Annotated in this window: 22 protein-coding genes, 3 tRNA genes and 1 pseudogene; 12 read left to right on the forward strand and 14 right to left on the reverse strand. The window is 67.2% G+C overall.

Annotation, left to right across the window (positions count from 1 at the left end; translation table 11 throughout):
* Positions 1-9 precede the first annotated feature (9 nt).
* Genes AB4Z32_RS01970 through AB4Z32_RS01985 form a run of 4 tightly spaced genes read left to right on the forward strand, consistent with a single transcriptional unit; the run spans position 10 to position 3,071 of the window.
* Positions 10-390 (forward strand): GntR family transcriptional regulator, encoded by a 381-nt coding sequence (locus AB4Z32_RS01970; protein ID WP_441933902.1) that lies wholly within the window; start codon positions 10-12, stop codon positions 388-390.
* The gene (locus tag AB4Z32_RS01975) at positions 387-1,259 is read left to right on the forward strand and encodes an ABC transporter ATP-binding protein (protein WP_441933839.1); all 873 of its coding nucleotides are present in this window, start codon (positions 387-389) and stop codon (positions 1,257-1,259) included. The genes AB4Z32_RS01970 and AB4Z32_RS01975 overlap by 4 nt, the downstream gene beginning before the upstream one ends.
* Positions 1,256-2,248: a hypothetical protein gene (locus tag AB4Z32_RS01980; protein ID WP_441933841.1), complete on the forward strand. Its 993-nt coding sequence runs from the start codon at positions 1,256-1,258 to the stop codon at positions 2,246-2,248. Before AB4Z32_RS01975 ends, AB4Z32_RS01980 begins: the two co-directional genes overlap by 4 nt.
* 4 nt (positions 2,249-2,252) lie before the next feature.
* Positions 2,253-3,071, forward strand: coding sequence for a hypothetical protein (locus AB4Z32_RS01985; protein ID WP_441933843.1), 819 nt, complete (start codon positions 2,253-2,255; stop codon positions 3,069-3,071).
* A gap of 9 nt (positions 3,072-3,080) precedes the next feature.
* On the opposite strand, the gene AB4Z32_RS01990 is transcribed toward AB4Z32_RS01985, so the two are convergent.
* The 4 genes from AB4Z32_RS01990 to rnr form a co-directional block, all read right to left on the reverse strand.
* Positions 3,081-3,770: a YceH family protein gene (locus tag AB4Z32_RS01990; protein WP_441933845.1), complete on the reverse strand. Its 690-nt coding sequence runs from the start codon at positions 3,768-3,770 to the stop codon at positions 3,081-3,083.
* 34 nt (positions 3,771-3,804) lie between these two features.
* Positions 3,805-4,545: a serine O-acetyltransferase gene (gene cysE, locus AB4Z32_RS01995; protein ID WP_441933847.1), complete on the reverse strand. Its 741-nt coding sequence runs from the start codon at positions 4,543-4,545 to the stop codon at positions 3,805-3,807.
* 140 nt (positions 4,546-4,685) lie between these two features.
* The gene (rlmB, locus tag AB4Z32_RS02000) at positions 4,686-5,435 is read right to left on the reverse strand and encodes a 23S rRNA (guanosine(2251)-2'-O)-methyltransferase RlmB (protein WP_441933849.1); all 750 of its coding nucleotides are present in this window, start codon (positions 5,433-5,435) and stop codon (positions 4,686-4,688) included.
* A gap of 6 nt (positions 5,436-5,441) precedes the next feature.
* The gene (gene rnr / locus AB4Z32_RS02005; RefSeq protein ID WP_441933851.1) at positions 5,442-8,108 is read right to left on the reverse strand and encodes a ribonuclease R; all 2,667 of its coding nucleotides are present in this window, start codon (positions 8,106-8,108) and stop codon (positions 5,442-5,444) included.
* 302 nt (positions 8,109-8,410) lie between these two features.
* Between rnr and AB4Z32_RS02010 the strand changes: the two genes are divergently transcribed.
* The 3 genes from AB4Z32_RS02010 (at position 8,411) to AB4Z32_RS02020 (ending at position 8,746) form a co-directional block, all read left to right on the forward strand.
* Positions 8,411-8,495, forward strand: a tRNA-Leu gene (locus AB4Z32_RS02010).
* A gap of 34 nt (positions 8,496-8,529) precedes the next feature.
* Positions 8,530-8,614: transfer RNA gene (locus AB4Z32_RS02015), tRNA-Leu, on the forward strand.
* A gap of 47 nt (positions 8,615-8,661) precedes the next feature.
* A tRNA-Leu gene (locus AB4Z32_RS02020) sits at positions 8,662-8,746 on the forward strand.
* A gap of 92 nt (positions 8,747-8,838) precedes the next feature.
* Here the strand turns inward: AB4Z32_RS02020 and AB4Z32_RS02025 are convergent.
* Together AB4Z32_RS02025 and cueR are read right to left on the reverse strand one after the other, a co-directional pair.
* Complete coding sequence (locus AB4Z32_RS02025; protein ID WP_441933853.1) at positions 8,839-9,414, reverse strand: alpha/beta hydrolase; 576 nt, start codon at positions 9,412-9,414, stop codon at positions 8,839-8,841.
* A gap of 152 nt (positions 9,415-9,566) precedes the next feature.
* Positions 9,567-9,956: a Cu(I)-responsive transcriptional regulator gene (gene cueR, locus AB4Z32_RS02030; protein ID WP_441933903.1), complete on the reverse strand. Its 390-nt coding sequence runs from the start codon at positions 9,954-9,956 to the stop codon at positions 9,567-9,569.
* Between the two features lie 108 nt (positions 9,957-10,064).
* On the opposite strand from cueR, the gene AB4Z32_RS02035 reads away from it, so the two are divergent.
* Together AB4Z32_RS02035 and AB4Z32_RS02040 are read left to right on the forward strand one after the other, a co-directional pair.
* Positions 10,065-10,268: a hypothetical protein gene (locus tag AB4Z32_RS02035; protein ID WP_441933855.1), complete on the forward strand. Its 204-nt coding sequence runs from the start codon at positions 10,065-10,067 to the stop codon at positions 10,266-10,268.
* A 54-nt stretch (positions 10,269-10,322) separates the two neighbouring features.
* Complete coding sequence (locus AB4Z32_RS02040) at positions 10,323-10,877, forward strand: phasin family protein (RefSeq protein ID WP_441933857.1); 555 nt, start codon at positions 10,323-10,325, stop codon at positions 10,875-10,877.
* A gap of 20 nt (positions 10,878-10,897) precedes the next feature.
* On the opposite strand, the gene tssA is transcribed toward AB4Z32_RS02040, so the two are convergent.
* Both tssA and AB4Z32_RS02050 read right to left on the reverse strand, forming a co-directional pair.
* Complete coding sequence (gene tssA, locus AB4Z32_RS02045) at positions 10,898-11,926, reverse strand: type VI secretion system protein TssA (protein ID WP_441933859.1); 1,029 nt, start codon at positions 11,924-11,926, stop codon at positions 10,898-10,900.
* A 10-nt stretch (positions 11,927-11,936) separates the two neighbouring features.
* Positions 11,937-12,482 (reverse strand): annotated as a pseudogene (locus tag AB4Z32_RS02050) (AAA family ATPase); the annotation flags it as partial.
* 59 nt (positions 12,483-12,541) lie between these two features.
* Here AB4Z32_RS02050 and AB4Z32_RS02055 point away from each other — a divergent pair.
* From AB4Z32_RS02055 to AB4Z32_RS02065, 3 genes are all read left to right on the forward strand, one after another.
* Entirely contained in the window at positions 12,542-13,264 is a 723-nt protein-coding gene (locus tag AB4Z32_RS02055; protein WP_441933861.1) for a hypothetical protein, read from the forward strand.
* A 101-nt stretch (positions 13,265-13,365) separates the two neighbouring features.
* Complete coding sequence (locus AB4Z32_RS02060; RefSeq protein WP_441933862.1) at positions 13,366-15,024, forward strand: VRR-NUC domain-containing protein; 1,659 nt, start codon at positions 13,366-13,368, stop codon at positions 15,022-15,024.
* The gene (locus tag AB4Z32_RS02065) at positions 15,021-17,291 is read left to right on the forward strand and encodes an ATP-dependent DNA helicase (RefSeq protein ID WP_441933864.1); all 2,271 of its coding nucleotides are present in this window, start codon (positions 15,021-15,023) and stop codon (positions 17,289-17,291) included. Before AB4Z32_RS02060 ends, AB4Z32_RS02065 begins: the two co-directional genes overlap by 4 nt.
* Here the strand turns inward: AB4Z32_RS02065 and AB4Z32_RS02070 are convergent.
* The 6 genes from AB4Z32_RS02070 to AB4Z32_RS02095 form a co-directional block, all read right to left on the reverse strand.
* Positions 17,288-18,034 (reverse strand): LytR/AlgR family response regulator transcription factor, encoded by a 747-nt coding sequence (locus AB4Z32_RS02070; protein WP_441933866.1) that lies wholly within the window; start codon positions 18,032-18,034, stop codon positions 17,288-17,290. The two genes, AB4Z32_RS02065 and AB4Z32_RS02070, sit on opposite strands and share 4 nt — an antisense overlap.
* A gap of 4 nt (positions 18,035-18,038) precedes the next feature.
* Positions 18,039-19,133 carry a sensor histidine kinase gene (locus tag AB4Z32_RS02075; protein ID WP_441933868.1) on the reverse strand — a complete coding sequence of 365 codons (1,095 nt, stop codon included), beginning with the start codon at positions 19,131-19,133 and terminating at the stop codon, positions 18,039-18,041.
* Positions 19,134-19,146: 13 nt separating this feature from the next.
* Positions 19,147-19,869, reverse strand: coding sequence for a LiaI-LiaF-like domain-containing protein (locus AB4Z32_RS02080; protein ID WP_441933870.1), 723 nt, complete (start codon positions 19,867-19,869; stop codon positions 19,147-19,149).
* Positions 19,859-20,266 carry a LiaF transmembrane domain-containing protein gene (locus tag AB4Z32_RS02085; protein WP_441933872.1) on the reverse strand — a complete coding sequence of 136 codons (408 nt, stop codon included), beginning with the start codon at positions 20,264-20,266 and terminating at the stop codon, positions 19,859-19,861. The genes AB4Z32_RS02080 and AB4Z32_RS02085 overlap by 11 nt, the downstream gene beginning before the upstream one ends.
* 177 nt (positions 20,267-20,443) lie before the next feature.
* Positions 20,444-20,620, reverse strand: a complete 177-nt coding sequence (locus AB4Z32_RS02090) for a hypothetical protein (RefSeq protein WP_441933874.1) — start codon at positions 20,618-20,620, stop codon at positions 20,444-20,446.
* A 19-nt stretch (positions 20,621-20,639) separates the two neighbouring features.
* Positions 20,640-20,807 (reverse strand): hypothetical protein, encoded by a 168-nt coding sequence (locus AB4Z32_RS02095; protein WP_441933876.1) that lies wholly within the window; start codon positions 20,805-20,807, stop codon positions 20,640-20,642.
* Positions 20,808-20,929 lie beyond the last annotated feature (122 nt).

Genomic DNA, 20,929 nt, shown 5'->3' on the forward strand with positions numbered 1-20,929 from the left:
GAGCCGGCAATGACAATCGGCTGGAATGACAATGCGCCGATTTATCGGCAATTGAAGGACCGGGTGATCGGGATGATGCTCGACGGCGTGCTCAAGGCCGGCGATCCGCTGCCCTCGGTACGGCAGATCGCCGCCGAGTACCAGCTGAACCCGATCACGGTCTCGAAGGCTTACCAGGAACTGGTCGACGATAACTTAGTAGAAAAAAGAAGGGGGATCGGCATGTATGTCACTGAAGGCGCCAGCGAAAAACTGCTGGCAAGCGAAAGGGAGCGCTTCCTGCGCGAGGAATGGCCGGCGATGCTGGAGCGCATCCGCCTGCTCGGCCTGGACGTCGAGCTTTTGATGCGCGCCCAGCCGCTGAACAGCGGGCACGGAGGCCAGGCATGAACGCCGTCCTCTCCGCCCGCGGCCTGTCCAAGCGCTACGGCAAGCGCGTCGCCGTCGACGGCATCGACTTCGAGATCCCCGCCGGCCGCATCGTCGGCCTGATCGGCCCGAACGGTTCGGGCAAGACCACCACCCTCAAGGCCGCCCTTGGCCTGATCCCCTTCGACGGCGAGCTGTCGGTACTGGGCTTCGACCCACGCACCCAGCGCGACGACCTGATGCAGGACGTCTGCTTCATCGCCGACGTCGCCATCCTGCCGCGCTGGATGCGCGTGAAGGATGCGATCGACTTCGTGCAAGGCGTGCACCCGCGCTTCAACCGCGCCAAGGCCGAGCGCTACATCGCCGCGACTTCCCTGAAGCCGTCGATGAAGGTCAAGGAGATGTCGAAGGGCATGATCGTGCAACTGCACCTGGCCCTGGTGATGGCGATCGAGGCCAAGCTGCTGGTGCTGGACGAACCGACCCTGGGCCTGGACATTCTCTACCGCAAGCAGTTCTACCAGAACCTGCTGGAAGATTATTTTGACGAGCACAAGACCATCGTCATCACCACCCACCAGGTCGAGGAAGTCGAGCACATCCTGACCGACCTGATGTTCATCCGCGAAGGCAGGATCGTGCTGGCCGCCTCGATGGAAGAGATCGGCGAGCGCTATGTCGAGGTGATGGTCTCGCACGACAAGATCAGCGCCGCCAACGCCCTGTCGCCGATCGACCGCCGCACCGTGTTCGGCAAGGCCGTGATGCTGTTCGATTCGGCCGCGCCGGGCAGCGCCTCGCGCCAGCAGCTCGCCGCCCTCGGCGAAACCCGCAATCCCAGCGTCGCCGACCTGTTCGTCGCGACCATGAAAGGAAGCTACGCATGAACACCATGACCATGAAATGGCTGCTCCGCCGCGAGTTCTGGGAGCACAAGGGCTCGATGTTCTGGGCGCCTGCAATCGTCTCCGCGCTGCTGGTGCTGCTGGTCGGCGGCACCATGGTCTACGGGATGGCCGTGCACGGCGCGCCCGGCATCGTCCACGTCAACGGCCAGGCCGTGAGCAGCGGCGCCTTCGCCGCGGCAATGCCGGCCGAGTCGCGCGCGATGGTCGCGAAAGTCGCGAGCGGCATGTACATCGCCGCCGGCTCGCCGCTGTTCCTGATCCTGACCTTCGTCGTGTTCTTCTACTGCCTGGGCGCGCTGTACGACGAGCGCCGCGACCGCAGCATCCTGTTCTGGAAGTCGCTGCCGGTATCGGACGGCATGACGGTGCTGTCGAAGGCCATCACCGCACTGTGCGTGGCGCCGGTGATCTCGATCGCCTTCGCCGTGGTCGCCTCGCTGGCCCTGCTGCTGATCGGCTGCGTCGCCATGGCGATCGGCGGCGTCCACCTGGGCGGCACCATCCTCACCCAGCCGGACCTCTACCTGCAGCCGCTGCGCCTGGCCGCCCTGCTGCCGGTCTACGTGGTGTGGGCACTGCCGACCATCGGCTGGCTGCTGCTGGTGTCGTGCTGGGCCAGGACCAAGCCCTTCCTGTGGGCCGTGGGCGTACCGCTGATCGCCCTGCTGCTGGTGAAGTGGATCAGCTATACGCTGGAGAACTTCTCGGGCTCGCCGCTGAACATCATGCCGCTGGCCCAGGAGATCGTCGCCCGCCTGCTGACCGGCATCGTGCCCGGCATCTGGTTCAGCTTCACCGGCGGCATCCCGCCCGGCATGCACCAGAACGCCCAGGGTCCGGACGTGCAGGTCCTGTTCGAAGCCTCGTGGATGACCCTCGCCACCGCCCAGGCCTGGATCGGTGCGCTGTGCGGCGCGGTCATGATCTTCGGTGCGATCCGCCTGCGCCGCTGGCGCGACGAGGGCTGAGGCGATGATGCGTTCCGCCATCCTCCTGCTGCTCGCCATGCTGGCCTGCGCCGCCGTCCCCGCCGGGGCGGCGGAACCGGACAAGGACGACACGCGCACCGTCCACGTCAACGCCATCAGGAACCCCGAGCTGCACAGCTACCGCGCCGTGGTGGCCGGACTGGACAAGTTCGACGAACTGCACGCGCTGGCGCCGAACGTGCCGCAGCTGCGCTTCCAGGTCGAGGCGCGCAGCGGCAAGGTGCTGGGCGACGAGCCGCTGGTGGCGCGCATCGCCGCCGACGAGTTCTCGATTCCGCTGAGCCTCGACCAGGACCTGCGCTTTACGGTGCCGCGCAGCGAGGCGGCCTACGACGCCAAGGCCGAGATGGTCCTCAACCGGAAGAAGCGCCAGGCCCGCTTCCAGACCTGGGTGCGCAGCCCGGGACTGGCCGACAACCGGTACCGGATGGGCGACGTCCGCCTCGATTGCCAGGTCAAGATCGCGATCGCCAAGGAAGAGATTCCGTTCTGGGTCAATGGCCTGATCAACGGCTTCATGCTGACCACCGACTGGTGCTCGTGGTTCAAGGGCGAAACGCCGAAGGGCGGCGATCGCACCTGGTCGCACGACGCGCCGGCAAAGCTGAGCGCGGCCACCCTGCGCGACGGCGAGCGCAGCATGGCGCTGAAGATCGAAGGCAAGCGCTTCAAGCTGCCGATCGGCGACACCAGCTGGAGCAATGACGCGCTCGTCGAGCTGGAATTCGCGCCGCCGGCGGAACCCGCGCAGCTGGCCCAGGCGGCGGAGTCGGCGCCGGCCGCGAAGGAAACGGCGCCGTAAGGTCCGGCCTTACTCGAACTGCTGGCGGAAGGCGGCGAACTGCGCCTTGAGTTCGTCGATCTCGCCGCGCAGCGCCGCCACTTCCTGCTCCAGCTGGCCGATGCGGCCGCCGGACGCCGCGCTGGATGAGGCCGGGGCGCCGCCCGCATCCGCTTGCGCGACGTCGATCTCGCCGCCCAGCAGCTGGCCGTAGCGCGGTTCCTTGGTCCCGGGCGCACGCTCCAGGCGCGCCACCAGCGGCGGGTATTTATCGATCAGGAACTGCAGCGCGCTCTCCGCCTCGGCCACCGACTTGAACTCGTGCAGGCGGCCGCTGCGGGTGCGGATTTCGCCGGCGGTCTGCAGGCCGCGCAGCATCAGCACGGTCAGCACGGCCAGCTTGTCCTGCTCCAGCGACCACTTGACGCGCATGCGGTGCTCGTACTTGACCACGCGCGCGCCGGCCTGGGACATGCTGCCCACCAGCTTGCGCTGCATGAGGCGCTGCAGGGTGTCGTGGACCACGTCCTCGGACAGCTGCATGACCGGATCGCGGCTGGACAGCTGGTTACAGCCGTTCATCACCGCGTTCAGCGACATCGGGTAGTTGTCGGGCGTGAGCGCTTCTTTCTCGGCAAGCACGGCCAGTACGCGGATTTCGTTGGGGTCCAGATCGGATGCGGGGTCGAAGCTGCCGGGGATGTCGCTGTTTTCGCTCATCTGCTCATCTGCTCATTTGAGTAGTTTCAGTTGCTCATTCGACCAGGCGATTCAACTGCGCCTGGTCGAGCTTGTCGTTCTCTGCAATGCCGGCGCAGGAAATGCCGGCCGCCTTGATGGTCGAGCACAGGCGCTCGATCTGTTCGTCCTGCTGGGCCACGTGGTTGATCAGGTTGCGCAGGGCCTTCGACAGCGGATCGTCGCCGTTCGGGGTGACGCCATAGGCCGCGAACATCTGCGCGCTCCTTACCTGGTCTTCCTTGCGCACGATGTGGGCCGGGTTGCCGACCGCGGTGGCGCCGCCGGGCACCGGCTTGACCACCACCGCGTTCGAGCCGATCTTCGCGTACTCGCCCACCGTGAAGGCACCCAGCACCTGGGCGCCGGCGCCGACGATCACCCCGCGCTCGAGCGTCGGGTGGCGCTTGGTGCCGGCCACCAGGGTGGTGCCGCCGAGCGTGACGCCCTGGTAGATGGTGCAGTCGTCGCCGACCACGGCGGTTTCGCCGATCACCACGCCGAAGCCGTGGTCGATGAAGACCCGGCGGCCGATGGTGGCGCCGGGGTGGATCTCGATACCGGTAATGATGCGGGCGATGTAGGAGATGAAACGGCCGAGCCACTTCAGGCCGGCCTGCCAGCAGGCATGCGCCCAGCGGTGCATGACGACCGCATGCAGGCCGGGGTAGCAGGTGAGCACCTCCCAGCCGTTGCGGGCGGCCGGGTCACGTTCGATGATGCTCTGGATGTCTTCGCGCAGCTTGGAAAAAAACATAGGCCGAATGGTAGCCTATCCAGGCGGTGTTTGCTGATGGCGGGGTGATTCCAGCCGCCTCGTCGTTCCCGGCATTGCCGGAAACGACTTCCCGGCATTGCCGGAAACGACTTCCCGCGAAACGGGAACGACGGGTGCGCTTATTGCTTGGCTTCCAGTGCCAGGCGCTGGCGGCGCGCCTCGTACAGGCAGACGCCCGAGGCGACCGAGACGTTCAGGCTCTCGACCGAGCCGAACATCGGGATGCTGACCAGCACGTCGCAGGTTTCGCGGGTCAGGCGGCGCATGCCCTCGCCTTCCGACCCCATGACCAGCGCGGTCGGGCCGGTGAAGTCGCCTTCGTACAGGCCCTTGTCGGCGTCGTCCGAGGTACCGATCAGCCAGACGCCGCGGTCCTTCAGGTCGCGCATGGTGCGCGCCAGGTTGGTCACGGTGATGTAGGGCACGGTTTCGGCAGCGCCGCTGGCGACCTTGGCCGCGGTGGCGTTCAGGCCCACCGAGCGGTCCTTCGGCGCGATCACGGCATGCGCACCGACGCCGTCGGCCACGCGCAGGCAGGCGCCCAGGTTGTGCGGGTCGGTGATGCCGTCCAGGATCAGCAGCAGCGGCGGGCCTTCCACCGCATCCAGCAGCTCGTCCAGGTTGCGCGCCAGCGAGAGCTGGCTGGCGAAGGCGATCACGCCCTGGTGGCGGCGGGTACCGACGATCTTGTCGAGGCGCTCGGCATCGACCGGCATCACGCGCACACCGTGCTGCTTGGCGTGGGCGATCAGGTCGGTCATGCGGCGGTCGTTGCGGCCGGCGTCGACGAAGATCTCTTCCACCGATTGGGCTTCGTGGCGCAGCCGCGAAGTGACCGCGTGGAAGCCGAAAATCATTTTATTTTTCATTGATGCTTACTTCTTTTTACTGGTTTTGGACGTGGCCTTGGGGGCCTTGGCGGCGCTCTTGCGGGGAGCGCTCTGTTTTGCTGCGGCCTTCTTTGCGGCCGGCTTTGCAGTCGGCTTCGCAACCGGCTTGTCAGCCGCTTTCTTCGGCGCGCGGCTGGCGTTCCGGCGCGTCGGCGGCACGAAGACGATGTCGTCCTCGCTCTCGTCGCTGGCGCTGAAATCCGGCGGCACCGGCGGATCGCCCTTCATGCCGTGCACCTGCTGCGGCGAAGCCGGCACCGCGCCTGCGCTTGCCGAGGTCGCGGCTTGCTTTGCCTTCCTGCGGCGCGGCGGCTTCGGCTCCAGGGCTTCCAGCGCGGCGCTGCGGGCCCGCTCCAGCGGCGCCGGCACCTCTTTTCCGGCCTTGGTCTCGGCCAGCACCAGGTCGATCTTGCGCGCCTCGAGGTCGACGCGCGCCACCTGCACGGTCACCTGGCCGGTCAGCGCGAACACCTGGCCGCTGTTCTTACCGCGCAGCTCGTGGCGGGCTTCGTCGTACTCGAAATAATCCTGGCCCAGGCCGCTCACGTGCACCAAGCCCTCGACGAACAGCTCGTCGAGCTGCACGAAGATGCCGAACGGGGTCACGCCCGAGATCACGCCGGTGAATTCCTCGCCCAGGCGGTCCTTCATGTAGTAGCACTTGAGCCAGTTTTCGACGTCGCGCGAAGCTTCGTCGGCACGGCGCTCGTTGGCCGAGCAGTGCACGCCCAGCGCGTCCCAGACCGTCAGGTCCTTCGGATCCTTCTGCGTGCCGGCGGCCTTGTCCTTGGCCTGCTGCTTGCGGGTCGCGTTCGACACCGTGGTGTTCAGCTTGGACAGGTCGATGCCGGTCGGCTCGTACCTCTTGCCCTGCAGGACAGCCTTGATCGCGCGGTGGGTCAACAGGTCGGGATAGCGGCGGATCGGGCTGGTAAAGTGGGCATAGTGCTCATACGCCAGGCCGAAGTGGCCGACGTTGTCCGGGCTGTAGACCGCCTGCTGCATCGAGCGCAGCAGCATGGTCTGCAGCAGGGTCGCGTCCGGACGCTCCTTGATCTTCTGCATCAGCTCGGCGTAGTCGCGGGCTTCCGGCTTGTTGCCGCCACCCAGGTTCAGGCCGACCTGCTTCAGGAAGGTGCGCAGCTGGTTCAGCTTTTCCTCGGTCGGCACCGCGTGGATGCGGAAGGTGCTCGGCTGGTCGTGGCGGATCAGGAAGTCGGCCGCGCAGACGTTTGCCGCCAGCATGCACTCTTCGATGAGGCGGTGCGCGTCGTTGCGGGTGCGCGGGATGATCTTTTCGATCTTGCCCATCGCATTGCAGACGATATAGGTCTCAGTGGTCTCGAAGTCGATCGCGCCGCGCGCCTGGCGTTGCTGCAGCAGCGCGCGGAACACCTCGTTCAAATTCAACAGGTGCGGCACGATGCCGGGACGGCGGCCGGCTTCCGGCCCTTTCGTGTTGCCGAGGATGGCGGCGACCTCGTTATAGGTCAGGCGCGCCGCCGAGTGCATCACGGCCGGGTAGAACTGGTAGGCCGTGACTTCGCCTTGGCTTGTCACGACCATGTCGCACACCAGGCAGAGGCGGTCGACGGCCGGATTCAGCGAGCACAGGCCGTTCGACAGCTTCTCCGGCAGCATCGGGATCACGCGGCGCGGGAAGTAGACCGAGGTCGAGCGCTCGATCGCATCGCCGTCGAGGCCGTCGCCCGGCCGCACGTAGTGGCTGACGTCGGCGATCGCCACCAGCAGGCGGTAGCCGCGGATAGCGCCGATCTTGACCGGTTCGCAGTAGACGGCGTCGTCGAAGTCGCGCGCGTCTTCGCCGTCGATGGTCACCAGCGGCACGTCGCGCAGGTCGACCCGCTCTAGAAGGTCGCTGTCGCGCACTTCGTTCGGCAGCTTGTTGGCCTGCTTCAGCGCGGCCGGCGAAAACACGTGCGGCACGCCGAACTTGCGGACCGCGATCTCGATCTCCATGCCGGGGTCGTCGAGCTCGCCCAGCACCTCGACCACGCGGCCGATCGGCTGGCGGAAGCGCGAAGGCTGCTCGACCAGTTCGACGCTGACCACCTGTCCCGATTTCGCCTTGCCCGGCGAGCCGTCCACCAGGATATCCTGGGAGATGCGCTTGTCTTCGGGGGCGACGATCCACACACCGTTTTCCTGCAGCAGGCGGCCGATGATGTGGGTATTCGCGCGCTCGGTGACTTCGACGATCGTGCCTTCGGGGCGGCCGCGGCGGTCGGTGCCGACCACGCGCGCCAGCACCTTGTCGCCGTGCAGGACCTTCTGCATTTCCTTATCGGGCAGGAAGAGGTCGTCGCCGGGTTCATCGGGGATCACGAAGCCGAAGCCATCGCGGTGGGCGCTGATGCGGCCGGAGATGAAGCTCGAATGGTCCGTCAGTGCGTACTGGCCGGCGGGATTGGCGCGGATCTGGCCGTCACGCTCCATCGCATTCAAGCGGCGCGTGAGCACGCCTTCCGCTTCGGGATCGACTTGCAGGGCACGTGCCAGTGCGCCGCTGTCGAGCGGCCCCTTGGCATCGCGGAAAACGCCGAGAATCTCCTCGCGGCTTGGAATGGTATAGGTTGGGTGCTTCAAATCGTCTTCTATTCTTGTTGAGCCTGTGTAACGCGCCGCTTGCATTGCAAGCGGCGCAATATTGGTTGGATTGACACCTTGACAGGCGTAGTGTAACGGAGGACCGGGGGATTCGCCTAACGCCGCCCTTCCAAGCGTGCTGCGGAATCCTGCCGAGGGGACTTTGACTTTTGCCATTCATCCGCTATACTTTCGCTCTCTTCGCAAACGGCACAGCCGAAAGCGAAGCTACTGCGAAGGATGCGGTCGGCGCAAAAGCCAAACGAAAGTTGGTCTAGCGCAAATCGGCAAAGCCTGATATCGTAGCGGAATTCGACGGCAACGTCGAGCGATGATTGCAAGACCCGGCCCACGTGGCGGAATTGGTAGACGCGCATGGTTCAGGTCCATGTGCCGCGAGGTGTGGGGGTTCGAGTCCCTCCGTGGGCACCAAAGCCGGTCTTGCAGGATTCATGGTGGTTGTTATGCCCACGTGGCGGAATTGGTAGACGCGCATGGTTCAGGTCCATGTGCCGCGAGGTGTGGGGGTTCGAGTCCCTCCGTGGGCACCAAAAGCTACCTTGTTGTTGGYTGTACYGTTGTACCKGTTGTTTGAYATGCCCACGTGGCGGAATTGGTAGACGCGCATGGTTCAGGTCCATGTGCCGCGAGGTGTGGGGGTTCGAGTCCCTCCGTGGGCACCAAATGCTACCCGACCTTCAAGAAGGTCCCCGGAATACCGGCGCAAAACGCCGCAATCTTTGCAAAAGGATTGCGGCGTTTTGCGTTGTGGCGTTCAGGGACTGGCCAGCGCCTGCCCCGCCAGATGGTGGGCAAGGAAGCCATCGATGCGTCGCTCGTACTCGGCCGGCGCGTATTCATGCAGGTCGACGTGTTCCGCACCCTCCACCACCCACAGCGATTTCGGCTCGCGCGCGGCGGCGAACAGGCGCATGGTTTCGGGCAGGGTCGTATGGCGGTCGGCGCTGCCGGCGGCGATCAGCACCGGCGCCGGCAGCCCGGGCAAGCGCGCGATCGGATGCAGCTGGGCCGGAGCGATGTCCAGCCGCAGCGGCAGTTGCCACAGCAGGAGGTTCGCGAGCGGCCTGCCGAACGGGCCGAGGCGCATGCGCAGCCTGTCCTCGATCGCTTCCTCGATGGTCGGATACATCGATTCGCGCACCACCGCATCGACCGGCGGGCAATCGCGGCACAGGACCAGCGAGGCCGCGCCCTGGCCGGGCAGGTCGACAAGCAGCACCGCATAACCCTGCGCGTGCAGGAAGCGCGCCCGCGCGAGCATCGAACGGCGGTCGCTCCCGATCCCGTGCAGCAGCAGGACCGCGGCGCGGCCGGCTGCGCCTGCGGCCATGGCGCCGGACCGACCTGCTGGCGCCGCACCGCGATCAGCGAGGACCCGGCCAGCCAGCTCGCGGCGGCACCGAGCAGGATCAGGGCCAACAGCGGGACGAACAGCGCCAGCAGCAGGGTCTGGATGCACATCGGCCGCCCCGCAGTAGCTGCTCAGTGGGTCGCCAGGTCGTCCAGGATCGGGCAGTCCGAGCGCTGGTCGCCGTGGCAGGAGTGGGCCAGCGTCTCGAGGGTGCGTTTCATCGCCTGCAGTTCCTCGATCTTGCGATTCAGTTCGGCGATGTGCTGCCGGGCCAGGACGCGCACGTCGGCGCTCGCGCGGCCCTGGTCGCGCCACAGGGCCAGCAGCTCGGCGATCTTCTCCAGCGGGAAGCCGAGTTCGCGTCCGCGGTGGATGAACTGCAGCATGCGGACTTCCTGCTCGCCGTAGACGCGGTAGCCGGAGGCCGTGCGCTTTGCCGCCGGCAGCAGGCCGATCGATTCATAATGGCGGATCATCTTGGCCGATACGCCCGATGCCTGCGCCGCTTCGCCGATATTCAACATCTCGCCTCCTCCCATGTTTGCCACAGAATACACCTTCCCATCGTGGGAAGGTCAAGCGCCGCTTCCATGCTTGACTTGAGGCGCCGGGCAGGTCAAGCTCGGCATATGTCGAAGACGCTCATTATCCTGCTTGGCCTGGCCCTGGCCAGCCCCGCCGTCCTGAACGCCGCCCCTGCGCCCTGGTACCAGTGGCGCAGCAAGAGCACCGGCGCCCTGGCCTGCTCGCAGACGCCGCTCGGCCCGGGCTGGGAGAAGTTCGCCGGGCCCTACCGCGACGCACGTTGCGAAATACGCAAGACCGAGAAATAATGTAAAAAGCAAAACATTGAGTACGCCGCAGGAAAACCAACCGAGGAGATACCGATGTTCACGAACCCCGAACAATTCGCCAACGCCACCAAGACCCTGTTCGATCTGCAGGTAGAGACCTTCAATGCCCTGGCCAGCAAGGCCGTGCAGGGCGTCGAACAGGTGGTGGCGCTGAACATGGCCACCGCCAAGAATTCGATGGACAACGCGCTGGCCGCCGGCCGCCAGATGAGCCAGGCCAGCGATCCGAAGACGGCCGTCGACAACCTGCAGGCGCGCCTGCAGCCGGGCGTGCAGAACGCCCAGGCCTATGGCGAACAGCTGCGCCAGATCGTCGCCGACATCCAGAACGACTTCCAGCAGGCCGCCGACACCCACCTGGTCGAAGCGAAGAATACCCTGTCGGCGCTGATCTACGACGTCACCCAGAACGTCAAGCCGGGCCAGGAAAACGCGGTCGAGATCATCAAGGCCGCGATCGACAACGCCTTCAAGGGCTATGAACAGGTGACCATGTCGACCCGCGAGGCCATGCGCCGCGTCGAGGAGCAGGTTTCACGCGCCACCGCGCAACTGGCCGCCGCTTCCGGCCAGGCCCCGAAGACCTGAGTCCCGCTCCTTTCGCGCCGTCAGCCCTTCGGCTGCGGCGCGACGCCCAGCATCTCCTCGATGTGGGCGAAGGAGGCATCGTCCTTCACCACCGACCGCAGCCACACGTGCAGGGGCTGTTCGCCCCAGTGCGCGGCCTTGTCCGCCAGGTAGGCGACCGGGCTGTGCGGCTCGGTGCGGCGGAAGAACTCGGCAACCTCGCGCAGCTGGGCCAGGGCCTGGGCGCGCGATTGCAGCGGCCCGCCCAGTGCTTGCTCCGCCGGCGCCGGTGCCGGTATCAAGGCTGAGCCCGGGGCCGGCGCAACGGACGCCGCCGGTTTTGCGGCCGACGGCGCAGCCCCGCCCTCCTTCGCCATCGGCTTCACGAACAGCATAACGCTCTGCAGGCCGGACTTGGCGGCGCTGAAGCTCGGTCCGTCCACGCCCAGGCGCGCGTCGACGCTATGCTCGATCCGCTCGAGCGCCCCGGCGCAGTGCTCGCAGTCGCGCAGCAGGGTCTCGTGGAAGGCGGGACTGGTGCGCGCCCTGGCCGTCTCCAGCCTGGCCAGCTCGTCGCCGCCGTGCATGCGGGCGACGTCGAAATCGCGCAGCGCATGGCCGGGCTGGCCGCCCTGGCCCTCCGTCAGCGGGATCTCGCGCAGCAGCGGCGCGATGCGCGCTGCCATCCAGGACAGGTTGCCGATGCGCCGCTCGTGGCCGTCCTCGTCGGGCAGCGGATACAAGCCGTCCCAGTAGCGGTCGCACAGGGCCGCGATCAGGACCAGGCTGTCGGCCAGGCCGCCCAGGCCGCTGGTGCGGGCCTCGGCCTCGGCCAGCCAGACCGCCAACTGCAAGTCCTTGCTGCGCTTTTCGATCAGCTGGGCGCACTGCTTGGCAACGAACTTCCAGTCGGCCTCCTTCAGCTCGGTGACCCAGGCGCCCTGCTCGATCGACGGGTCGTCGGCCTGGCGCGCGCGCACGATGTCGTCGATCTCGCGCGAAAAGGCCAGGTCCTCGCCGCAGGGCCGGCCCTCGCTCACCGGCGCCAGCAGCATTTCCATGTTCAGCATGCCATCCTCCTCAAGCCGGTTCGACGGCGTACTTGATCTTGCCGCCCCTGGTGGCGCCGACCTTGATCGCCCTGACACCGCCGCCGGCCGCCATCGCCGCCAGCACGTTGTCGGCGATCTCCGGCAGCAGCGTGCCGTTCAGGATGGTGTCGACGTTGCGCGCACCGGAGTCGACCTCGGTGCAGCGCGCCAGCACGGCGGCCACCAGCGCCTCGTCGTACTGGAAGCTGGCGTTGTGGTTGGCGGCCACCCGCGCCTTGATGCGCTCCAGCTTGAGGCGGATGATGTTGGCCAGGACCTCGTCGTCGATCGGATAGAACGGCACCACCGTCAGGCGCCCGAGGAAGGCCGGCTTGAAGTGCTTCATCAGGCCGGGCCGGATCAGTTCCGACAACTGCTCCGGCGTCGGGCGCTCGGCCGCCGGCTTGTTCAGGCAGGCCTGCATGATCTGCGGGGAGGCCGCGTTCGAGGTCAGGATGATGATGGTGTTGCGGAAGTCGATCTGGCGGCCTTCGGCATCGTCCAGCACGCCCTTGTCGAAGACCTGGAAGATCAGCATCCGCTTCTCCGGTTTGTTTCTAATTGGCATTGGTGTCCAATCTTAGGAGGTACACGGTGCGCCCTACAGATGAAGATCAATCCGGCTCGCGGCGTCCGAACCTGATGTCCTCGACGCGGCGCTCGGCGAACGAGATCAATATTCTCGCCATGCTCGACCGCCACGAGTCAGCCGGACTGCCGCAGCGCATGCTGCGCTGCCTGCGGCGCATGCCGGCCCTGTTCTGGTACGGGACCGCCGGCGTGCTGGTGGTCGGCCTGGTCGGCACGCTGGCCTGGCTGGCGGGGGATGGCGGCGCGCCCTCCCCGACCGCTGCCGCGCTGGCCGGTGCCGGCGCGGAGGGCAAGTCGGCCGCCGCCGTCGCCGCGCCGCCTGCCCCGGCGCTCCCAGCGCCCGGAAGGACAGGCGCCGCCGAACCCTTGGCGGAGACCCTGCCGGCCGGCGGCGCGACCGTCGTCGAGGTCGCCCCCGCGCCCGTGACCGACGCGCCGGCGCCGGCCCCGGTACATACGCTGCCGCCGCAGCAGCACGCGGGACGCATCGCCCCGCGCGACGCCCAGCGCGATCCGCCACGCCTGGCCGCCCACGCCGCTGCCAAACCGGCGCCGCGGACCGTGGCGGCCAGGGCGCCTGCCCACGCCGAAACGCGCCGCGGCCGCCAGGCGCCGTCCGCCAAACCGGCCCAGGACGCGGTCGATACCGACGTCGCCCTGATCTCGGCCATCATCCAGCACGCCAGCAAGCGCCAGGAAGCAGAGGACGCCGCCAGCAAGCCTTAGCAAGCTTGGCAAAAGAGCACGCCGCGGTAAAAAAGCCACACAATGGCTGGGTAAAGTCATGCCGCGTCGCTATACTGTACAAAGCCACAGTATGGTGCGACATGAACAGGGTTCTGGAAAACGAGTTTTATTATCTGGATAATTTCCAGCGCGTCCTCGACTGGATCGCCCAGCGCTACGCCGATCTGCTCGACGACGGCGAGCAAGCCTTCATCCAGGCCTTCGCCCAGCTGCCCCGCCCTTCCCAGGCCCTGTTCGTGCGCATGGTGATGCGCAAGGGCAGCCTGTTCCGTGCCTCGAAGATGAACTATCCGGAGATCGGCTGCCCGCTCGCGGCCGCCGAGGCGCTGCTGCCGACCGGCTGGATCGCCCTTGATCCGGTGCTGGACATCGCCGAGCTGTTCGAACTGCTGGTCAAGCCCGAGATCGTCGAGGCCTTCGGCTTGACGGCGCCGCTGAAGGCGGCGCGCAAGGACCAGCAGCTGGAAGCGCTGCGCGACGGGCATGCCGAAGCGCGCCCCTTCTCGCAGTGGTATCCCGGTTCGAAGGACACCCTGTTTTCGATCGCCGTGAAGGCGCTGTGCGACCGCCTGCGCCTGCTCTTCTTCGGCAACCTGCACCAGGACTGGACCGAGTTCGTGCTGTCCGACCTCGGCCTGTTCCGCTACGAGCAGGTGGAATTTTCGGAAGCCTCGCGCGGCTTCCGTTCGCGCCAGGACATCGAACATTACCTGCAGCTGCACGCCTGCCGCGAACGCTTCGAGACGCTGGAGCCGGGCTCCCCGGAATTGCGCGAGCTGGTGCAGGAAGTGCCACGCCACAGCTTCGGCAACGACTGGCTGGACAGCCGCCGCGAAAAACTCTTGTACCGCCTCGGCCAGCAGCTCGAGAAGGACAAGGATTGGGAGGCCGCCCACGCCGTCTATGCCGGCTGCCGCTTCCCCGGCGCCCGCTCGCGCGCCATGCGCGTGCTGGAGAAGGACGAGAAGTTCGACCAGGCTTATGCCCTGTTCTGCCAGGCGAACGAGGCGCCGGAAAACGAAGCCGAGCGCCAGCACCTGCTGCGCATCGGCCCGCGCCTGGCGCGCAAGCTAGGCCACGTCACGCCGAAGGCGCGGCGCACCAGCAAGGCCGCGCGGCTGGACCTGAACCTGCCCGTCCCGAGTGGAGAATGGCGGGTCGAGGGCGTGGTGCTGGGCCACCTGCACCGCGACGAAGCGCCGGTCTACTACGTCGAGAACACGCTGGCGAATACCCTGTTCGGCCTCTTGTGCTGGCCGGCGGTGTTCGCGGCGATTCCCGGCGCCTTCTTCCACCCCTTCCACCGCGGTCCGGCCGACCTGTACAGCCCCGACTTCCACCAGCGCCGCGCGCGCGAGTTCGAGGCCTGCCTGGCGCGCCTGGACGACGGCAGCCACGTCGACGCCATCCTCGCCACCTGGGAAGACAAGGCCGGCATCCAGTCGCCCTTCGTGGCCTGGGACTGGCTCGACCGCGAGATCATCGAACTGGCGCTGCGCTGCATCCCGGCCGCCCACCTGAAGCTGTGGTTCCGCCGCATCCTGCAGGACGTGAAGGACAACCGCACCGGCTTCCCCGACCTGATCCAGTTCTGGCCGGGCGAAGGCCGCTACGACATGATCGAAGTGAAGGGTCCCGGCGACCGCCTGCAGGACAACCAGCTGCGCTGGATCGACTTCTGCGCCGAGCACGGCATGCCGGTCACGGTGTGCTACCTGCAGTGGCAGGAGGCGGCTTGACCGCTGCCGCGAAAGGATACACGGTGGCGGTGCGGGCGCTGTGCGAGTTCACCGCCAAGCAGGGCGACCTCGACCTGCGCTTCACGCCCTCGCCGACCGCCCTCGAAGGCATCGCCGGCCACGCCGTGGTGGCGTCGCGGCGCGGCGAGCATTACCGCGCCGAAGTCGGCTTGGCGGGCGACTACGGCCTGCTGCACGTGCGCGGCCGCGCCGACGGCTACGACACCGACCAGAACCTGATCGAGGAGGTGAAGACCTTCCGCGGCCGCTTCGACAGCATCCCCGACAACCACCGCCACCTGCACTGGGCCCAGCTGCGCATCTACGGCCACCTGATGTGCGAACAGCTCGACATTGAGGCGGTGAACCTGGCCCTGGTCTACTTCGACATCGGCAACCAGCACGAGACCGTGCTGCGCGAGACCCGCACCCGCGCCGAGCTGAAAGCCATCTTCGACGACCATTGCGGCCGCTTCATCGCCTGGGCCGAACAGGAGATGCGCCACCGCGAAGGACGCAACGCGGCCCTCACGAACATGCGCTTTCCGCACGCGGATTTCCGCCCGGGCCAGCGCCAGCTTGCCGAAGCCGTGTTCCGCGCCAACGCCGCCAAGCGCTGCCTGCTGGCCCAGGCCCCGACCGGCATCGGCAAGACCCTCGGCACCATGTTCCCGGCCCTGAAGGCGGCGCCGAAGGAGAACATCGACAAGCTGCTGTTCCTGGCCGCGAAGACGCCGGGACGCCGCCTTGCCCTGGATGCGGCGGCGACGCTGAAAGCCGGCGCCACGATGCCCTTGAGGGTGCTGGAACTGACCGCGCGCGACAAGGCCTGCGAGCATCCGGACAAGGCCTGCCACGGCGAATCCTGCCCGCTGGCGCGCGGCTTCTACGACCGTCTGCCGGCCGCGCGCGCGGCATGCCTGGACGCGCCGCTGCTGGACCGCGACGCCCTGCGTACCGTCGGCCTCGAACACGATGTCTGCCCCTACTACCTGGGCAGCGAGATGGCGCGCTGGAGCGACCTGATCGTCGGCGACTACAACTACTGGTTCGACGGCGGCGCCATGCTGTACGCGCTGGCGCTGGAACGCGGCTGGCGGGTCAGCGTGCTGGCCGACGAGGCCCACAACCTGGTCTCGCGCGCGCGCGGCATGTACAGCGCCTCGCTGGCGCGCGGCAGCCTGCGCGCGGCCCGTGCCGTGGCCCCAGCCGGCGTGCAGAAGCCGCTGGAAAAGCTCGGGCGTGCCTGGCTTGACGCGGGGAAGTCCGCGCCCCTGCCCTACCAGGTATTGGAGGCCATCCCGCAGAAGCTGCTGGACAGCCTGCAGAACGCCACCAGCGCAATCACGGAGCACCTCGCGGAACACATGGCGGGATCGGCGCTCGATCCGGCCCTGCAGGAGTTCTACTTCGACGCCCTGCAGTTCCTGCGCCTGGCCGAGAGCTTCGGCGAGCACTCCATGTTCGACCTCACGCGCGCGGACCAAAGGGACACCGTGCTCGCCATCCGCAACCTGGTGCCGGCGCCCTTCCTGAAGCCGCGCTTCGAACTGGCCCATTCGACCACCCTGTTCTCGGCCACCCTGAGTCCCTGGCATTATTTCGCCGACCTGCTCGGCATGCCCGAGCACACGGCCTGGATCGACGTCGACTCGCCCTTCGTCGCCAGCCAGCTGAAGGTCGAGGTGGCGCGCGGGATCTCGACGCGCTACCAGCATCGCAAGGCCTCGCTGGCGCCGATCGCCGACCTGATGGCGCAGCAGTACGCGCAACATCCCGGCAACTACCTGGCCTTCTTCAGCAGCTTCGACTACCTCGAACAGGCCGCCGACATGCTGGCCCGGCGCCATCCGGAGATCCCGGCCTGGCACCAGTCGCGCCGCATGAGCGAGCTGGAACGCACTGCGTTTCTGGACCGCTTTACGTCCGAAAGCAGAGGCATCGGTTTTGCGGTGCTGGGCGGCGCCTTCGGCGAAGGCATCGACCTGCCGGGGGCGCGCCTGATCGGCGCCTTCGTCGCCACCCTCGGCCTGCCCCAGGTGAATCCGGTCAACGAACAGCTGCGCGAACGCCTGCAGGCCATGTTCGGCGCCGGCTACGACTACGCCTATCTCTATCCCGGCCTGCAGAAGGTGGTGCAGGCGGCCGGCCGCGTGATCCGCACCGAACAGGACCAGGGCACGGTCTGGCTGATCGACGATCGCTTCGCGCGACCCGAGGTGCTGGAGCTGCTGCCGCGCTGGTGGCATGTCCACACCACGAACTAACGCATCGACTCCCTGAGTTTTTGATAGCCGCTGCGGCTCACCGGAATCCGCGCCCCGCCGCGCAGCACCGCGCAGTGACTGTCCTTGCCCACCGCATCGATGCGCTCGATGGCCGCCAGGCTGACGATGTAGGAACGATGCACGCGCAGGAAGGCGCCGGGGTCGAGCTGCTCCTCGAGCTCCGACAGGCGCTGGCTCTTCAGCCAGGGCTTGCCGCCGGCGACCACCTGCACGTAGTCGTCCTGGGCCTCGATATAGTCGATGCTCGCGGCCGGGATCACCTGCACGCGGGCGCCGTCGCGGATCAGGATGCGTTCCAGCGGCACGCGCCGCTGCGCCGCCTCCGAAGCGGCGGCGACGGCCTCCCGCGCCGCGGCGCCGGCCTGCGGACTGCCGATGCGTTCGCGCGCATGCGCCAGCGCCTGCCCGAGACGTTCGCGTGTGAAAGGCTTGAGCAGGTAGTCGAGCGCATGCACCTCGAAGGCGCGCAGCGCGAACTGGTCGTAGGCGGTGACGAACACATACTGGCTCTTCGCGCCCGCCAGCTCGACCACTTCGAAGCCGTCCAGCTTGGGCATCTGGATATCGAGGAAGACCAGGTCCGGCGCCAGTTCGGCGATCGCCTTGACGGCCTCGAAACCGTTGGCGCATTCGCCGACGATCTCGACGCCTGTTTCCGTCTCCAGGTACTCGCGCAGCACCGCCCGCGCCAGCAGCTCGTCGTCCACGATGATCACCCGCATGCTTCTACGCCTCCTGTTCCACGTTCAGTTCGACCGGTTCGGCCGGCAGCGCCAGCTCGACCCTGAATGTATTCCCTTCCCTGCCCCAGTGCACGCTGGCTTCGATCCCATAGGCCGCCGCCAGGCGCCGCCTCACGTTCTCCAGGCCGGTGCCGGTGCCCGTGTCGATTCCCTTCCTGCAGGGCGTGTCCGGATCGACGTCGTTCTCGACGGCGATACGCAGCAGCGAGCCGGCGCGCACCGCCTTGATGCGCACCAGGCCGGGTTCGATCATCTGGCCGATGCCGTGCTTGACCGCGTTCTCCACCAGCGGTTGCAGCAGCATCGGCGGCACCAGGCAGGCCTCGGCCCCGGGGCTCACCTCGGCCTCGAAGCGCAGGCGCTCGCCGAAGCGCACCTGCTCGATCGCCAGGAAGTCTCGCACCAGGGCCAGCTCCCTGTCCAGCGCCACCTTGCGGTCGGCGTGCAGGCCCAGGCTGAGGCGGAAGAAGCCAGCCAGGCGCAAGGTCATCGCGCGCGCCGCGGCGGGGTCGATCGAGGTCAGCGCGCTGATCGAATTCAGGCTGTTGAACAGGAAATGGGGGTCGACCTGGGTGCGCAGCATGCGCAGCTCGGCGTCCTGGGCCATCAACCGCGTCTCCAGCTCGCGGGTCTCGAGCTGGCGCACGCGCTCGGCTTCGATCAGCAGGTAGTTGACGGCGGCCGCCAGCCCGTACAGGATCACGCCCAGCGCGAACATGGTCGCCAGCCGCGCCGCATCCAGTTCGATCGCCATCCCCGCCGGCGCCAGCGCGCGTATCAGTGCCGCCCAGGCCGAGCCGATCGCGCACCACAGCAGCGCCGCGCAGCTTGCCGTGGCGCCGATGCCGCCGACGATCGCGGCCGGGTGCTTCTGGCCGATCGGGTAGGCGCGGCACACGTAGTAGGCCGAGAACGCGGTGGCGTTCGCATACACGATCGCCATCGGCACCGCGAACATCAGGCTGGCGCCCCAGCCCGCCCCGCCGGCGGCCAGCAAGGCGCTGGTCGCCAGGCCCAGCATCAGCCAGGCCAGCAGGTAGAGCAGCGCCGCATACCACCGCGAGATCACCCCGTGCATGCCGCATGCGCCTTCAGTTGCGGACCTCGACGCCGCCCATGATGGCGTAGCCGGTCACCACCAGGCGCTTGCTGTTGTCGGGCGGACGCGCGGTCTTTTCCGTGAAGCCGCCCATCACCGGCGTGCCGTGCAGGATCACGGTCCATTCAGGCGGGACCTTGATCGTGATCCCTCCCCAGACCGCGAAGACGTTGATCACGGCTTCGGTGGCCAGGGTCGCTTCGCGCAGGTCGAGCTCGCAGCCGCCCATGATCGCGGTGATTTCGCCGCCGCGGAAGTCGGGCGCGCTGACGCGGCGTTCGAAGCCGCCGAGGATGGCGGTGATGTCGACCACGTTGTCGCTCTTGGCGTCGTCCTTGGTGTAGGGAGTGGTGCCGACATGCACGACGCGGCCGCCGCCGAGCGTGCGGAACACGATCAGGCCGCCCATGGCGATCATCACCAGCGGCCAGAAGGTGCGCCAGCTGATGAACTCGTAGCCGAGGCGGTTGCCCAGCATCGCAACGCCGATCGCGACCAGGACGATGCCGGTGACGCGCCCGCTGCGCGGCCCGTCGCTGCACAGGGCCACCAGGCCCGAGGCGATGAAGGCCAGCGGCCAGAAGAAGATCACGTGGCGCAGGTAGATGATGTTCAGGTTATCGAGCAGGAACAGCACGCCGAAGGCCGCGACCAGCAGGCCGATCACGACCTGGGCCGAGACGCGCGAGTTGGAGCGGGTGGTTTCATTGGCCATGGCGGTCTCCCTGCTTCTCGAAGCAGCCGTTGCGGCCGCGGTCCGGATTGGCGCCGAAGCGGCGCTCGGCGATCGGCTTCACGGCCATGCCGATGCCGCCGACAATGATGAACAGCGGCCAGCTGTTGAACCAGTTCAGCCCGAACAGTCCCTCGAACACGGCGAACAGCCACAGGCCGATGAAGACGGTCCACAGGCCGCCCACGAATTCGCGCGCGCTCGGATAGCCGATGGTCTGGTTGATGCCGACCACGACCAGCAGCAGCGGCGCGTAATGCCACAGGTGGTCGATCTCGTAGACGTCGAACTGGTCGAGCAGGAAGGCCACGCCGAGGCCGATCAGCAGCAGGCCCCACAAGACCTGGCGCCGCAGTTGATAGGATGCTTCGCTGTTCATATGTCCTCCAGGTTGGAATGAGGACAAGATAACCGGGACGGCGCGGACAGCGGAAGGGGTTTTCGGTGAATGGCGGACAAACGGCGGCGAACGGCGCGGGCGGCGGCGAACGGCGAAAAAAAACCCGCCGCGTTGCCGGGGCGGGCATGGCGACGGGTCGCCGGATTCAGCGTTCCGTCACGGTGTGGGCGAAGCCATGGCCATGGTCGGCTGGCCCTTCTGCTGGTTGCGGTACTTGGCCCTGGCGATGGCCTGCTTGACCGCTTCGCGGGCGATATTGGTCTTGCGGATCTCCGCACGTTCCTTCTTGCCGCGGTGCTGGGCCACGTGTTTGCTGCCGATTTTCTTGGTCATGCTGTTCTCCTGTGATGTCTCATGAACGGGACGAACCCATCTTGTCGTCGTCGCGCGAGTCCATCAGCATGCCCCAGCCGAGCTGGCGCCGGATCTCTTCCGGTGTCGGCGGCGGTGCGCTTTCCTTCGTGCGGCGCTCGAGGTACTCGCGCACGAGGTGCTTCGGTGGATGGCTCGTCGTTGGCATTGACATGGGCTACCTCGCTTCCCGAAAGGCGTGGAATCTGGTGCCGATCCTCGAGGCGACCGGCTGACCTGTTGAGGTGGTTGAAGTCCTGCGGAAGATCGCTGGCGTCCTCACTCAACGCC

It is taken from the genome of Massilia sp. 2TAF26, from assembly GCF_052115005.1.
Lineage (GTDB): Bacteria > Pseudomonadota > Gammaproteobacteria > Burkholderiales > Burkholderiaceae_D > Telluria.

What these genes read in the sequence shown, in the direction of transcription:
- AB4Z32_RS01970 (WP_441933902.1), top strand. Translation starts at nt 10, where the DNA reads ATGACAATCGGCTGGAATGACAATGCGCCGATTTATCGGCAATTGAAG.
- AB4Z32_RS01980 (WP_441933841.1), top strand. Translation starts at nt 1,256, where the DNA reads ATGAACACCATGACCATGAAATGGCTGCTCCGCCGCGAGTTCTGGGAG.
- AB4Z32_RS02040 (WP_441933857.1), top strand. Translation starts at nt 10,323, where the DNA reads ATGTTCACGAACCCCGAACAATTCGCCAACGCCACCAAGACCCTGTTC.
- AB4Z32_RS02070 (WP_441933866.1), bottom strand. Translation starts at nt 18,034, where the DNA reads ATGCGGGTGATCATCGTGGACGACGAGCTGCTGGCGCGGGCGGTGCTG.
- AB4Z32_RS02080 (WP_441933870.1), bottom strand. Translation starts at nt 19,869, where the DNA reads ATGGCCAATGAAACCACCCGCTCCAACTCGCGCGTCTCGGCCCAGGTC.
- AB4Z32_RS02075 (WP_441933868.1), bottom strand. Translation starts at nt 19,133, where the DNA reads ATGCACGGGGTGATCTCGCGGTGGTATGCGGCGCTGCTCTACCTGCTG.
- AB4Z32_RS01990 (WP_441933845.1), bottom strand. Translation starts at nt 3,770, where the DNA reads ATGAGCGAAAACAGCGACATCCCCGGCAGCTTCGACCCCGCATCCGAT.
- AB4Z32_RS02060 (WP_441933862.1), top strand. Translation starts at nt 13,366, where the DNA reads ATGAACAGGGTTCTGGAAAACGAGTTTTATTATCTGGATAATTTCCAG.
- AB4Z32_RS01975 (WP_441933839.1), top strand. Translation starts at nt 387, where the DNA reads ATGAACGCCGTCCTCTCCGCCCGCGGCCTGTCCAAGCGCTACGGCAAG.
- cysE (WP_441933847.1), bottom strand. Translation starts at nt 4,545, where the DNA reads ATGTTTTTTTCCAAGCTGCGCGAAGACATCCAGAGCATCATCGAACGT.
- rnr (WP_441933851.1), bottom strand. Translation starts at nt 8,108, where the DNA reads ATGCAAGCGGCGCGTTACACAGGCTCAACAAGAATAGAAGACGATTTG.
- AB4Z32_RS02025 (WP_441933853.1), bottom strand. Translation starts at nt 9,414, where the DNA reads ATGGCCGCAGGCGCAGCCGGCCGCGCCGCGGTCCTGCTGCTGCACGGG.
- AB4Z32_RS02090 (WP_441933874.1), bottom strand. Translation starts at nt 20,620, where the DNA reads ATGACCAAGAAAATCGGCAGCAAACACGTGGCCCAGCACCGCGGCAAG.
- tssA (WP_441933859.1), bottom strand. Translation starts at nt 11,926, where the DNA reads ATGCTGAACATGGAAATGCTGCTGGCGCCGGTGAGCGAGGGCCGGCCC.
- AB4Z32_RS02095 (WP_441933876.1), bottom strand. Translation starts at nt 20,807, where the DNA reads ATGCCAACGACGAGCCATCCACCGAAGCACCTCGTGCGCGAGTACCTC.
- AB4Z32_RS02085 (WP_441933872.1), bottom strand. Translation starts at nt 20,266, where the DNA reads ATGAACAGCGAAGCATCCTATCAACTGCGGCGCCAGGTCTTGTGGGGC.
- AB4Z32_RS02035 (WP_441933855.1), top strand. Translation starts at nt 10,065, where the DNA reads ATGTCGAAGACGCTCATTATCCTGCTTGGCCTGGCCCTGGCCAGCCCC.
- AB4Z32_RS01985 (WP_441933843.1), top strand. Translation starts at nt 2,253, where the DNA reads ATGATGCGTTCCGCCATCCTCCTGCTGCTCGCCATGCTGGCCTGCGCC.
- rlmB (WP_441933849.1), bottom strand. Translation starts at nt 5,435, where the DNA reads ATGAAAAATAAAATGATTTTCGGCTTCCACGCGGTCACTTCGCGGCTG.